The sequence below is a fragment of the Paenibacillus sp. FA6 genome, assembly GCF_051550225.1.
Lineage (GTDB): Bacteria > Bacillota > Bacilli > Paenibacillales > Paenibacillaceae > Paenibacillus_AQ.
In genome coordinates this window covers 1,578,005-1,591,336 of record NZ_CP188820.1, presented here as the reverse complement: position 1 = coordinate 1,591,336, position 13,332 = coordinate 1,578,005, and the positions used below count along the sequence as shown (strand labels likewise).

12 protein-coding genes are annotated in these 13,332 nt (G+C 41.7%); 5 read left to right on the top strand and 7 right to left on the bottom strand.

From position 1 onward, the window contains the following. Positions 1-346 precede the first annotated feature (346 nt). The 3 genes from ACP8HI_RS07315 to ACP8HI_RS07305 form a co-directional block, all read right to left on the bottom strand. A complete protein-coding gene (locus tag ACP8HI_RS07315; protein ID WP_438350454.1) occupies positions 347-1,180 on the bottom strand; it encodes a carbohydrate ABC transporter permease in 834 nt (277 codons plus the stop codon). Positions 1,181-1,334: 154 nt separating this feature from the next. Continuing rightward, on the bottom strand, positions 1,335-2,225 hold the full coding sequence (locus tag ACP8HI_RS07310; protein ID WP_438350453.1) for a carbohydrate ABC transporter permease: 891 nt from the start codon (positions 2,223-2,225) through the stop codon (positions 1,335-1,337). 94 nt (positions 2,226-2,319) lie between these two features. Then, positions 2,320-3,726 (bottom strand): ABC transporter substrate-binding protein, encoded by a 1,407-nt coding sequence (locus ACP8HI_RS07305; protein ID WP_438350452.1) that lies wholly within the window; start codon positions 3,724-3,726, stop codon positions 2,320-2,322. Between the two features lie 588 nt (positions 3,727-4,314). Between ACP8HI_RS07305 and ACP8HI_RS07300 the strand changes: the two genes are divergently transcribed. The 5 genes from ACP8HI_RS07300 to ACP8HI_RS07280 all read left to right on the top strand — a co-directional run bounded on the left by ACP8HI_RS07300 (position 4,315) and on the right by ACP8HI_RS07280 (position 9,425). Continuing rightward, positions 4,315-5,457 carry a copper amine oxidase N-terminal domain-containing protein gene (locus ACP8HI_RS07300; RefSeq protein ID WP_438350451.1) on the top strand — a complete coding sequence of 381 codons (1,143 nt, stop codon included), beginning with the start codon at positions 4,315-4,317 and terminating at the stop codon, positions 5,455-5,457. Between the two features lie 199 nt (positions 5,458-5,656). Further along, positions 5,657-6,853: an enoyl-ACP reductase FabV gene (fabV, locus tag ACP8HI_RS07295; protein ID WP_438350450.1), complete on the top strand. Its 1,197-nt coding sequence runs from the start codon at positions 5,657-5,659 to the stop codon at positions 6,851-6,853. 247 nt (positions 6,854-7,100) lie between these two features. Continuing rightward, on the top strand, positions 7,101-8,519 hold the full coding sequence (aspA, locus tag ACP8HI_RS07290; protein ID WP_438350449.1) for an aspartate ammonia-lyase: 1,419 nt from the start codon (positions 7,101-7,103) through the stop codon (positions 8,517-8,519). A gap of 124 nt (positions 8,520-8,643) precedes the next feature. Continuing rightward, entirely contained in the window at positions 8,644-9,006 is a 363-nt protein-coding gene (locus ACP8HI_RS07285; protein ID WP_438350448.1) for a hypothetical protein, read from the top strand. Continuing rightward, a complete protein-coding gene (locus ACP8HI_RS07280; RefSeq protein WP_438350447.1) occupies positions 8,958-9,425 on the top strand; it encodes a hypothetical protein in 468 nt (155 codons plus the stop codon). The genes ACP8HI_RS07285 and ACP8HI_RS07280 overlap by 49 nt, the downstream gene beginning before the upstream one ends. A 601-nt stretch (positions 9,426-10,026) precedes the next feature. On the opposite strand, the gene ACP8HI_RS07275 is transcribed toward ACP8HI_RS07280, so the two are convergent. From ACP8HI_RS07275 to ACP8HI_RS07260, 4 genes are all read right to left on the bottom strand, one after another. Further along, the gene (locus tag ACP8HI_RS07275) at positions 10,027-10,224 is read right to left on the bottom strand and encodes a hypothetical protein (protein ID WP_438350446.1); all 198 of its coding nucleotides are present in this window, start codon (positions 10,222-10,224) and stop codon (positions 10,027-10,029) included. A gap of 137 nt (positions 10,225-10,361) precedes the next feature. Beyond that, on the bottom strand, positions 10,362-11,273 hold the full coding sequence (locus tag ACP8HI_RS07270; RefSeq protein ID WP_438350445.1) for an alpha/beta hydrolase: 912 nt from the start codon (positions 11,271-11,273) through the stop codon (positions 10,362-10,364). Positions 11,274-11,296: 23 nt separating this feature from the next. After that, positions 11,297-12,289, bottom strand: coding sequence for a FecCD family ABC transporter permease (locus ACP8HI_RS07265; protein WP_438351737.1), 993 nt, complete (start codon positions 12,287-12,289; stop codon positions 11,297-11,299). Between the two features lie 28 nt (positions 12,290-12,317). Continuing rightward, complete coding sequence (locus ACP8HI_RS07260) at positions 12,318-13,325, bottom strand: FecCD family ABC transporter permease (protein WP_438350444.1); 1,008 nt, start codon at positions 13,323-13,325, stop codon at positions 12,318-12,320. Between the last annotated feature and the right edge of the window lie 7 nt (positions 13,326-13,332).

Here is a 13,332-nt window from a genome sequence, read left to right as displayed (position 1 = left end):
AAATGGATCATTGACGCTTACTCTAAATTTTTTTTTGGTTGGTCTTTTAAGTAACTCCATTTATTGTCATTTTGAGCATTGCTTTCATATCGCAGATTTCGACAAGGAGAACTTTAGCGAGTAGCTTTATTTAGGTGGGCTACAAATGATTCCCGACGATCATCACATAGAAACGAACAAAACTCCCCATCCATCATCGGATAGTGAGTTTCGTTTAACCATTATGCTGTTCACAAGTACTCACTTCTTTATGAAAAATTGAGCTCCACCTTGCCGTTATCCAAGGCTACCATTTCATTTTTGGTCGATGCAACATGCTTGTACAATTGATGATTGTCCTTATTTGTCATCCTTTCGTCCCGCCTTGTAGACCGAATCCTTTAGACATATACTGCTGCGAGAGAATATACATTACAACCGAAGGAATCGCATAAAGCACAGAAAACGCTGCTAATTTACCATAGTCCACCATACCGTATTGTCCGAAAAACTGATACAGTTTCAAAGAAGCTGGGAATTTCTCAGGTGTCTGCAATAAGATATAGGGTACAAAAAAGTTACCCCAACTTCCAGAGAATGTGAATATAGCTACCGTACAAATGCCAGGAACCATTAAAGGTGCAATCACCATACGAATACCCATTAAGACAGACGCCCCATCGATCCATGCTGCTTCTTCCAAGTCAATCGGCACCGAATCCATAAAATTCTTCAGCATCCAAATTCCATACGGCAAGGATGATGCGATAAAGAATAAAATAACCCCAACAATATTGTCATATAAGTTTAAGCTTAAGAACAATTGATATACGGGTACCATAACGGCAGTAATCGGCAAAGAAGTCATAAATAATATGGTCAGCATGAACGACTTCTTATATTTCAATTGATAACGTGACAAAGGATAGGCCGCAAGCAATGCCAATATAACGACAAATATAGCTTGGCTACCTGACATAATAAGGCCGATGATGTACGCACGCTGATTTACACTATTGGTGATCACATCGACATAGTTTGTCCCAGTTATATGATTAGGCATTTTAAGTGATTGCATCGCATTGGGATCGATCGACGCAACAACAACCCACAGAAGAGGCAGGATGAAACAGATTCCGATCAAGATAAGAATTGTATACGGCATGACTTTATAAATCATTTTACGCTGTTTCCCATTCATATGGATTCTCCTTAAAGTTTTGTGAGCATCGCTACTATTGATATACTTCGATCAAAACTCACTTCGAAAGCACTCACTTAAGTTTTGTGAGCATCGCTACTATTGATATACTTCGATCAAAACTCACTTCGAAAGCATTCGCTCGTATTTGAATTTATTCTTTCATCGATCGAATATAGAACAAACTCAACACAACACCAATAAACAGTAGTAATAAAGATATCGCAGTTCCGTATCCAAGCTGATAATTGACAAAAGCTTGATTATACATAAAGATAGGCAACGTTGTTGTCGAAGTTCCCGGTCCTCCGCCTGTCATCGCATAGATAAGTCCGAATACCCCCAGCGTCTGTAGTGTAACAAGCATCATATTCGTTGTAATGGTATCTTTAATATATGGAAGTGTAATTCTTGTCAAAATTTGCAATGTTGTCGCTCCGTCCACGACTGCCGCTTCTTCAATCTCATTCGGCACATCATCTAACGCTGCTTGAAACACAAGCATAGAGAATGCCGTACCGTGCCAGATGTTCGCGAGTATGATGGTGACCATGGGAACGGTATACAGCCAAGTGACTGCTGGAATACCGAAGAATGTAATGATTGAATTGAGTGTACCTTCATCCCCGAAAAAGCTATATAGACATAGAGCACACACAATTTCAGGGGTTACCCAGCCGGCTAGCACTATCGTTCCGATGATGCGTCGAAACATCTTCTTTTTATGTTTCATCAAGAGAGCAATCAGAAATCCTAACACTTGCTGACCAATAACAGCAGAACCAATCAAGAAGATCAGCGTATTCCATATGCTAACTCTGACCGTAGGGTCTTCAAACATGCGAACATAGTTATCAAACCCGATAAATTTCAGTTGCTTGGCAGCTTCTCCTGTTAATGCTAGATTCGTGAAGGAATAAAAAATTGTTAACAAAATTGGATATATAAAAAAAACCAACATAATGGCTATGGAAGGAAGTAAAAAATAGAGCCACGTGTATGTTTTCTTTTTCTTATATAGAACATTAGCCGTCAAACTGCTCATGCATAACTCTCCTCCCTCACGCTAGAAAACAAAAAGGTTGTTTGCCCAAGCACTCCTCAACTCACTAGGATATGCTTGAGCATTCTTCATGCCTTTATTTTTCCGTCACATGATCCTTACTAACAATTCTTGTTACATCTTGCGCATATTTGTTCATCGCGTCTGCAGGAGACGTACCCGTTGTCACTGATTCAACCATAGTTTGTATTTGTGCGGACACTTCAGGGTATTTATCCTGTGCTGGTCTAAATTCAGCATTTTTTAAATATTCCGTCGCAATTTCATTGAACGGCATTTCGGTATATCCAGGATCCTTCGCAACATCTGCACGAACAGTTATATTACCTGATGCAACAACAAGCTTTTGGGTATTCTCTTTATTGAGTGCATATTGGATAAAGTCCCATGCCTCATCTTTGTTTTGCGAATTACTTGGAATGGATAATGCCCAGCCTCCGGCAAGTGTGATCGATCCAGGTTCCTGACCTTTGCTTGTCGGCATTGGCGCGAAACCCAACACGTCTTTATATTCCGGCCAAGGTGAGGCTCCATCCGCAAAATAATTGCCTGTTATCCAAGAACCATCTAGCGAGATGGCAAGCTTACCTTTCGGTAAATATTCACGTGAAGATGTATTTCCTGCTTGACCATTCAATACTTTAGACAGTGGTGGACCGAGTTTCTCTTTATTAACTGTCTCGATAAAGGTCAGCGCATCCAAAATTCCCTGGCTCTTAATCGTCCATTTTCCACTCTCATCATCATAGAGTCTATCCCCTGTTCCAAAGAGTAGCATTTCATAGGTCTGCATGGATGTAGCTTCCCCTGTGGCCTTGCCCATGTTCATCCAAATAGGAACAACATCCTTAGCTGCCTTTTCTTTGATCGTTCTCGCTGCATTTAAAACGTCATCCCAGGATTTCGGTTGCCAATCTTCCGGAAGACCTGCTTGTTTGAAGATCTCCTTGTTATACCAGAGTCCTCTAGAATCGGTATTATAAGGAACGCCGTATACTTTGCCATCACTCGCTGTGACCCCTTTTTTCATAGCCTCAATAAAGGAACCATTGGTCCAATCTTCCCAACCTTTTAATTTGTCATCCAGGGGTTCAAGGTAGCCTGCGCTTGCATCCGAATTCAATATAAAGGTGTCTTCCGTTACAATATCAGGCGCCGTATCCTTGGATTTCAGCGCTAGAGCAATCTTGGCAAAATAATCTCCTTCGGATGCTTGAATAGGCGTTGGCTTAATTTCCACATTTTTATTAGGATAATTAGCAGAGATTTCCTTAATCCATTTATAGAATGTTCCCTCTTCCCCAACCCCATCATCTCTATAGGTAATCGTGATCGTTTTCTTTGCAGTCTGGGTTTTCCCCTCTCCTGTCCCTGTATTATTGGAACCGGTTGTGCTTTCCTTACTGCTAGTACAACCAAATAACAAAGAAACGCACAATATTGTAGTTGTGATGAGTAAAGTTTTTCTTTTACTGGTTGCCATTCTTTCCCCTCCTCTTTTGTTTGTTGCTAATTGCCCATGAAGTCAACATTTTTGTATGCGCTTACATAGATGTTGGTGTTATTAATACATATTTTAACGACCAAATATTTATTCCAACTTTTCATCTACCAAACTACAAGCTTGCATCAAAAAAGACCTCGACTTCTCGAGGGTTTACCACTGTTTATTGGGTAAATGAAACCTTTTTCTAATTTCGTTTTTAAACTTCCATAATGCCTTGTAGTTATACAAGATCCTTTTGACAATATCATATCTTTAACAGCTACAAATGTGTATACAAGTCCGGTCGTCATGATCGCTGACCGCAAGTACGGAGTAAATTTCACCGTGAACATTGGAAATCTATCGAATACCGTATCGGCGGCGCGTTGCAGCACATCAGCATCTATCCGATTTTTCACTACGGCCGAAATACGATAAACAGACGTATTTTTTGTATTTGTAAAGGATGGAATTACTCCGGTTATCGGCTACCCCCTCTTCATGTAACCCTTATTTAGTAACCTTTCGTAGTACATTACGTCTAATACATATAATAGAAATCCCCAAAGGAGGAGAAATGCAGAAATGAAAAAGTGGATACTTACGTTCGGAATTCTCTTCACTGCTTTCACCCTTAGCTCAAGCTCAGTGCCGGTGTCGGCTACGAAAGAAAAATCAATTTTGTTAAATTACAAAGATACAGGACTGAGCGTCAATCAGGTCATTCTAGAAGGCACAACTTTGGTTCCACTGAGGTCGCTTGCGCCCTCCATGGGTTATACACTAACCTGGAACCAGACAACCAAGATAGCCAAACTGATTCGTCCAGAACGGGAGGTTATCTTCACGATGGGTTCTACTGTCGCGAAAGTGAATGGCTCAGCGGTATCCTTAACGAAGACACCTCGCATCCTCAATGGCGCTATGTACGTTCCTTTGGTCTCTGCTGTAGGTGCTTTAGGTGGAAAGATAGGGTACAACAATAGCGATGGTAATTTGCATATTGTGGATAAGCCAAGATTTATCGTTTCCTCTACGCAGGGGCGAACCTATTGGGTTTCACAGAAGAATGGTGACGTGTATTACCTCGCATCCGTTCCGGGAACACCTGAGCTAATCGGGGAACTGCCACTGAGTGAATCTCCATATAGCCATCAGCTTGAAATCAAAGAGGCAGGGAATGGAACAGATCTATTGCTTTTGAACGACAATCATTATGCCATGTTCAATGATTTCACTAATAGCTACCAGGCGTTGATCCAACACAAAGAAATTCAGAAGAAAATGGAGTATCACTTCGTTACCTCTTCCTATATGCATACCCCCCAACTGAAAACAACGCAACTCTACATGACCGATGGGCGTAATGTTCAATATATTACTCAGAATGGCAGTCTAGGGAAACTATTTGAGTTGGAGAAAATCACCGGTCACACGGGGGATTTCATGGTGGAATATGTCGCGGATGATGTAGTTCTAGTTCGTGCAGTGGATACAACTCAGCTGTTTGCGATTAATGCCACAACAGGAGAAAGTACCAATCTTAGCTTAAAACTGATCAGGTTAGATGACCAAAAGGAATGGAATCAGGCCGACTCTAGGGATCCAAATGTTTTATCCAAAATGTTGATTTTAAAGAAACGCACAGGGAATGACTTCACGTTCACCTATACTCCCCTACCAGAAGGCAAGGTACAAACAGTGATCTACACGCTCATCTCCAATTAAATTCATTATGTTTCATAACATTTCGAAATTTAATAACCCTCCAATTCATGGTATAATAATAAAGTTGTCTTTCAGCAAATCGTACAATCACGATACACTAGCAAGACAATAACCCAAAATTTGAATATACTTAATGTAAGAAAGATATTTTCAAATGATAAAATGAAATGCTGTATGAAAGAGAGGATATGATAACCCCATGATTATTAAACCGAGAACACGTGGCTTTATTTGTACGACATCGCATCCAATAGGATGTGCCACTCAAGTACAACAGCAAATAGAATATGTACAAGCACATCCAGAAATAAAAGGTCCTTCTAATGTATTAGTGATTGGAGCTTCCACCGGATATGGACTGGCATCTCGTATTGTCGCAGCCTTTGGATCACAGGCAAATACAGTTGGCGTCTATCGCCCTAGCAGCGGAAGCGAGAAACGTACAGCTTCAGCAGGCTGGTATAATTCCGCAGCATTTGAGCAAGCGGCTGATGATGCTGGTCTTAAATCATTCAGTGTAACGGGTGATGCCTTCTCTTCAGAGACAAAAGCGAAAACAATCGAAGTTATTCGCACTGAACTGGGCCAAGTTGATCTAGTCATCTATAGCGTTGCTTCCGCACGAAGAACAGATCCTCAGACAGGTGAAATGGTCAATTCCGTGCTTAAACCCATTGGTAAACCATTTACGAACAAAACCGTCAACTTCCATAGCGGCGAAGTAAGTGAAATCACGATTGAGCCTGCCACGGAAGATGAAATTCGTGATACGGTTACGGTCATGGGTGGTGACGATTGGGAACTGTGGATCACTGAGCTTCGCCAAGCGGGCGTACTAGCCGATACCGCTAAGACGATTGCTTACTCCTATATCGGTTCAGAAATCACACAAGCTGTCTATAGAGAAGGTTCTATTGGTCGTGCGAAAGATCACCTTGAGGCAACTGCCATACGAATGAACGACCAACTTGCTATATCTGGTGGTTCAGCATATGTCTGTGTAAGCAAAGCCCTTGTGACACAGTCCAGTTCAGCTATTCCTGTTGTACCATTATACGTATCCGCTCTATATAAAGTCATGAAAGAGAAAGGTCTCCACGAAGGTTGTATTGAGCAGACCTATCGTCTGTTTACAGAACGCTTATACACAAATGATGGCACAGGAACACCAGTAGATGAAAAAGGACGCATTCGCATCGATGATTGGGAACTACGCGAAGATGTACAAGCTGAGGTTACACAGATATGGAATCAGGTAACGACAGAGAACATCCACGCACTTACGGATCTTGATGGCTATCGGCGCGAGTTTTTCCAACTATTTGGTTTTGAATTCGATGGTGTTGATTATGAGGCTGACGTTAATCCCGATGTTCAGGTCTCTCACCTCCTGTAATCGATATTCCTAAGTATAAGGTTCGTCATTGACGAACCTTATTTCTGTATATATGATTACTAAATTCTGAATCACAACAGGAGCTACAATCCGCCTTCTTTGAAACTTTAGCTAGCTTGTTATTTGGGAGAAAAGGATTATATTTGTTTGCCTCATAGGAACAACGTATAATGGTATCGAGTCCAATAATTCATAAGGTTTTCGCTAGGTCTACATGTCCGATTTCACACTAGGAGGAATGAATGTTATGCGTTTGGAAAAAGACTTTCTTGGTACCAAAGAAGTTCCATCCAATGCTTATTATGGCATCAATACCATTAGGGCAGCGGAGAATTTCCCGATTACAGGAGAACGAATCCATCCCGAATTGATCCGTTCGATAGCTATGGTCAAGAAAGGTGCAGCTATAGCTAATATGGAGATTGACCAGTTACAAGCTACCGAAGGTGATGCCATTGTTAAAGCTGCAGATGAAATTATTAGAGGTAAATGGTTCGAACAATTCATTGTCGATCCTATTCAAGGTGGTGCTGGTACTTCTATTAATATGAATGCCAACGAGGTCATTGCTAATCGTGCACTTGAACTAATAGGTAAGGAAAAAGGAAATTATGAAGACATCAATCCGAATAATCATGTCAATATGGCCCAGTCCACGAATGATGCTTTCCCAACTGCAGTACATTTAGCAGTACTGACGATGATTGAGAAACTACTTGGGACTATGAAGGACTTACATAAAGCATTTAACGATAAATCTACGGAGTTTGACGGTGTTATCAAAATGGGTCGAACTCACCTGCAAGACGCCGTACCTATCCGCCTTGGTCAAGAGTTCCAAGCATACGCACGCGTGCTTGATAGAGACATAAAACGTCTTTACGCCACGAAGAATAACTTACTTCATATTAATATTGGAGCAACAGCCGTCGGCACTGGACTTAATGCCAATATACATTATATTAAGCGAGTTGCAGAAATCCTCGCAGATTTAAGTGGCTTTCCATTAGAACCTGCCGAAGATCTGGTAGATGCAACACAGAACACGGATGCCTATACAGAAGTCTCCGCCGCTCTGAAAATTTGCATGATGAATATGTCCAAAGTAGCTAATGACATCCGTCTAATGGCCTCTGGTCCAAGAGCAGGATTAGGCGAAATCACACTTCCCTCCCGCCAACCAGGTTCATCCATTATGCCAGGTAAAGTGAACCCTGTGATGTGCGAAGTGATCAATCAGATTGCGTTCCAGGTCATCGGAAATGACCACACTATTTGTCTTGCGTCAGAAGCCGGTCAATTGGAACTGAACGTTATGGAACCAGTCATGGTATACAACTTACTACAGTCATTGGAAATTATGAATCAGGGCTTCCGTGTCTTTAGAGAGCATTGTATCGAGGGCATTCAAGCGAACGTCGAGCGATGCCTTGATTATGTCGAGAATAGCGTAGGTATTATTACTGCACTAAGTCCACACTTGGGCTATGAGGTGGTAACGAAGATCGCCCGTGAAGCTATTACAACGGGTCAATCGGTGCGTAGTCTATGTCTATTTTACAATGTGCTGTCAGAAGAGCAATTGAACATTATCCTCGACCCGTATCAAATGACGAACCCGGGCATTGCAGGTGAAGCATTACTACACAAGGAGCCACATACTTAATTAAATAAAATAAAAACGAAGAGCAACTTTGATGTTGCTCTTTATTTTTTCATATGGTGTAACCTTTTAACATTCATAGGCGTTTGAATATAGATTAAAGAGTAAAGGAGAGATTCAGAAGTCTATGAATATGCAGAATCGTAATCCAAAAAATAAAATACTGCTGACAGCCATTGCTGTTATTACTGTACTAGGAACATATGAGGGACAAGTAAATTCACAGGCTGCCATCATTAGTACATCTTCAGCTGTAACGACAACACAAACTGTGCCCATTGTGCCTTCAGTTGGGATTTCACCTGATATTTGGACATTTGATACAAAGCACACTGACACTGACTTTTTTGTCCAGAATGGAACGACTTATTTATCCTATGAACATGCTTCTGAGATATTCCGGGACTTGGTTTGGTCCTATGATCAGAAGTCGGATCCGAAATGCCTCATAACATTGGCCAGTCCGCTGTTAGAGCGAATCAATATGTAGGAATGTCTGTAATACATGCGGATGTTCATTCTGTCGTCTTGCAAGTCAAACATAACTACGGGGAGCCAAGTCTCGGGAATGACATATATAAGTTGTATATATATAACGGGAAGCTTGGAGGCCTTGATGAAGCCTATACAGTCGAATATGTTTCCGCAACGGAAGGTATACTGCTTATCCGACCTTTTGAATCACGAACTCTACTACTTGTCGATCCAAATCTTGATGCTCCAATCCTGCTGTACAAGGCACTTCTGTCCAAGGAAGAACAGATATCTTTTGAAAAGTGGGAAAAGAATCCGACCATTCCGCCTGAGGATGGACTCCAATTAGTAAAAAGAGCAGGGAATACGTTCATTTTCAAACATTCAGCGTTATCAGGCACAGTTGATGAGCTGACATACACGTTAACACGTTAATGAAGGAACTCATTTAACTCCGGTCTAATTATTTAAATGAATTCGATCAAAAAACGAATGGCTATCCTATATCTATCGTTTACCATTCGTTCAACAAACTCAGTTAAAGCTTTTTATGTTGTCTTTATTGTACAAAAGGTCTAGACTTCTTCATTTATCAAATAATAGATACATGGATATGATGCATTTATGATAAGGTATCTAGAAATATTTATTCATTGTTATGAATTTTTCATATGGTGAAATTTTATAATATAATTAAATTGCTTCTATGGCTTCAGGGCAAAGTGTAAAGCCCTACTAATTAACGCGGGCAATACCGACACATGGCCTCCGCCCGCTAGCTCTATGAACTCTACTTTTACTCCAAGATCCGAGAGAATCGAGAGTCTATCTGACAGATCCTTCGCATGAGCACTATGTTAGATGATTCTATCCCACGATAGACCGCTTCGAGCCTCAGATCCTGATAGAGCACGTCTTCTATCCCACGGTTCCAGTACACATGGATGCTTTGTCCATAGATACGTAACACCAGATTCTTATCATTTCCCAGCACATGACCAATCTGCTTTCTAGCTGACTGGACCCTGAGATCATATCATTGTATCCATTGCTCTGCCTTTTCCTTCCTATCCAAAAATTGAGCAATCATCTTCAATTGATCTCTCCAACCGATGTTCTCTGTCGGCACAAAATAAGATGGTGCGATATCTATCAGTTCCGCCTTCTCAGAGGAATCAAGCTGGTCCGTTCCGATAATGGCGTCAGGACGATCAATATACCCGCAATAACTCATCGGATTCTGCCAAATAACGTTTGGGCTGATTGATTCTAAGACCTGTCAAATAATTCATCGCGCTCTGCCCAAATGTTATTTGAACGCAAAAAAACGCATCTCATCCACTAAAGGACGAGTGCGTTCAGTTCATATGTTCATTCTGAAGAAGATTGAAGAGCTGTAGAACCTAATGCGAACCTCAGTGCTCTGTTGATCAGAACTGGTAGCACCGAAATATGACCTTCCTCCTCAAATTCTTTGAACTCCACGTGTACTCCACGACTTGCTAAAGTTGCTAGCCGTTCTGAAAGCTCCTTAGCGTTCTCGTACAAACGACTTTTATGGTTCTTCTCCAATTCCCCCACTCCAATTAGAACATCAACATGGAGTTGTTCATTCTTCAAGCGGGACTCGAAATGCTTCTCCTCTTCAATAATGAATCGCTCGTTCCAATGAATAGACGGGCTACCAGCGACATATGTCTGGAATGCTTCTGGCTTAGTAAAAAGAACATGCAGCACGAACAGCCCCCCAAGGGAATGACCAAAGATCGTTTGCCTAGCGCTGTCAATCTTAAATTCACGCTCGATTTCCGGTTTTATATCTTCCTCTATACACTTCAGGAACGCTTCTGCCCCACCTTGTTTCGGCCAATGGGTTCCGTCAGGGCTTATAGGCAACTCTGCATTAGGCATATACTGCGTATAATCATAATGACGGGCAGGATCGAACGGCTCTTCCGTCGGATAACCAATACCGACGATAACCGCTGGAACAACACCTGTCTTCTCGGGCCTACGTCCTTGCACACGTAGTGCTTCAACCATCGTTCCGAAGACGGCATTCGCATCCAATAAATAGATAACCGGATATCCTGTGGGAGGCGGTTCTTCAGAAGGTCTTGCCACAAAGATTCGGTATTCACGATTTCCAGCACGCGAGTACAGCACACGCTGTTCTGTACGGGGTATTATAACTTCTCTGCTATGGCTACCCTGATCTTTTATTACTTTCAACTCGATTAGTTTGGGTTCCACCGTATCACATTCCTTTCTACTTCTTATCATCTAGCTCACAGATCAATCCCATATCAGCTCCGAACTTTATTCCTGTAAAGCAAATAAATGAAATAGGGAACACCGATAATGGCTACTACTATACCCACAGGTAATTCAGCCGGGGCAAAGAGCACTCTACCTATATAATCGGAGATCATGACTAGCAATGCGCCAACGACACCACATGCCGGAATAATTCGTTTATGTGTTCCACCGACAAGCCGTCGCGCGATATGCGGAGCCATTAGTCCGATAAATCCGATTCCTCCAGATACAGATACGCATGCACTCACAATACCAATGCTACATAATAGGAGTATGGCCTTTTCTTTCTCAACAATCACCCCTACACTTATGGCACTATCCTCATCCAACTGGAATAGATCAAGAATATAAGATTTCCTAACAATAAGAGGGATTAATAACAACATCCACGGTAGTATAGAAACGATATATCTCCAATTGGCATTGTAAATGCTGCCCGAAGTCCATACAGCCGCCATCTCGAAATCATTCACATTCATTTTCAAAGTCAAGAAAAGTGAAATCGCTCCCAGGCCTGAACCTATTGCTAGACCCGTCAACAGAAGACGCTGAGATTCCAATCTTCCATTCTTCATTGCAAAAAGATAGATCAACAGTGCTGCGGTCAATCCACCAACCAATCCAAACATAGGCATGGCAAGAATGGATAGCCATCCTGTTCCTTTCATTTGTCCTTGATAAAAGAACATAAATATAACCATAGCCACACCGGCTCCAGCATTAATTCCCAGAATACCAGGATCGGCCAGCCCATTTCTCGTTATACCCTGAATTACCGCACCTGCGATGCCTAAACCCATTCCGACAAGTACTGCAATAATGATTCGTGGTAAGCGAAACTCAAAAATAACAAGATCCTGGTCTGGGTTCCTATCTATTCGTAATAGGGTCCGAATTACTTCTTGGACCGTTATGTCGAAGGTCCCACTCGTTAGACTCATATACATCGTAATCAGTATAATTCCTATGCCAATAGCCATTACTGTGAGAAAACGTCTCTGAGAAACACTATTCACGCTTCCCGCCTCCCTTCATTCTGATTAAATAGAGAAAGAAAGGAACTCCAAGGATCGAAGTGACGACACCAATTGGCATCTCGAACGGGTAATTGAGGAAACGACTGAGTACATCACACAGTGCAAGGAATATCCCGCCGATCACACCGGAACATGGAATAATCCATTTATAATCTTGACCTACTAAATAACGAGCGATATGAGGAATAATAAGTCCTACAAATCCGATTTTGCCTGCTAAAGCTACGGATATACCTGTCAGAATAACGACGCTTAATGTAGCCATAAGCTTAATAAGAAGTGTCTTTTGCCCCAATCCAACGGCTATTTCTTCTCCTAAAGATAAAATCGAGATGGATCTAGATATCAAGACTGCAATCAGAATACCAATGACTGCAAAGGGAATTGCTAGTTTAATAAGGCTTGGATCCATCTGGTGCAAGCGAGCATTGTACCAAAAGCTGATATTCTGAGATATTTGGAAATAGGTGGATAGTGCTGCAGAAACACTACTCAGAAACGTACCCATAATCGTTCCTAGAATGGCCATTCTAACGGGTGATAGCCCTCCAGGTAGAAGAAATGATAACCCGAAAACAATGACAATGCTGAACGCCGAGCCTATGAAAGAGTATAAAATCATGTCCATAGAGGAAGAATTCGGCATGAAAATCATACAGAGCGTGATCGCAAAAGCCGAGCCATCAGAAACTCCCATAATAGAAGGGGATGCAAGATAATTTCTTGTCATCCCCTGCATAAGAGCCCCCGAGATTGCCAGAAAGGCACCTATTAGTAGCGCCCCGATGACTCTTGGAAAACGGGAGTGCATAATAATCTGATGATTTACATTTCCCGGATCAAAATGAAACAGTGCATCGCCAATAGTGTTAATCTCTATATGTTTGGCGCCATAGAGGATTGACAGTAGTATCGTAAACACAATGAGCACAGGTGAGCTCCATAAGATCAGGGCACTTGTATAAATTCTTAATCGCATATTACTC

Bases quoted from the DNA above. Each gene is read 5' to 3' on its own strand.
- ACP8HI_RS07315 (WP_438350454.1), bottom strand. From the start codon at position 1,180: ATGAATGGGAAACAGCGTAAAATGATTTATAAAGTCATGCCGTATACA.
- ACP8HI_RS07310 (WP_438350453.1), bottom strand. From the start codon at position 2,225: ATGAGCAGTTTGACGGCTAATGTTCTATATAAGAAAAAGAAAACATAC.
- ACP8HI_RS07305 (WP_438350452.1), bottom strand. From the start codon at position 3,726: ATGGCAACCAGTAAAAGAAAAACTTTACTCATCACAACTACAATATTG.
- ACP8HI_RS07300 (WP_438350451.1), top strand. From the start codon at position 4,315: ATGAAAAAGTGGATACTTACGTTCGGAATTCTCTTCACTGCTTTCACC.
- fabV (WP_438350450.1), top strand. From the start codon at position 5,657: ATGATTATTAAACCGAGAACACGTGGCTTTATTTGTACGACATCGCAT.
- aspA (WP_438350449.1), top strand. From the start codon at position 7,101: ATGCGTTTGGAAAAAGACTTTCTTGGTACCAAAGAAGTTCCATCCAAT.
- ACP8HI_RS07285 (WP_438350448.1), top strand. From the start codon at position 8,644: ATGAATATGCAGAATCGTAATCCAAAAAATAAAATACTGCTGACAGCC.
- ACP8HI_RS07280 (WP_438350447.1), top strand. From the start codon at position 8,958: ATGCCTCATAACATTGGCCAGTCCGCTGTTAGAGCGAATCAATATGTA.
- ACP8HI_RS07275 (WP_438350446.1), bottom strand. From the start codon at position 10,224: ATGAGTTATTGCGGGTATATTGATCGTCCTGACGCCATTATCGGAACG.
- ACP8HI_RS07270 (WP_438350445.1), bottom strand. From the start codon at position 11,273: ATGATAAGAAGTAGAAAGGAATGTGATACGGTGGAACCCAAACTAATC.
- ACP8HI_RS07265 (WP_438351737.1), bottom strand. From the start codon at position 12,289: ATGGCTATTGGCATAGGAATTATACTGATTACGATGTATATGAGTCTA.
- ACP8HI_RS07260 (WP_438350444.1), bottom strand. From the start codon at position 13,325: ATGCGATTAAGAATTTATACAAGTGCCCTGATCTTATGGAGCTCACCT.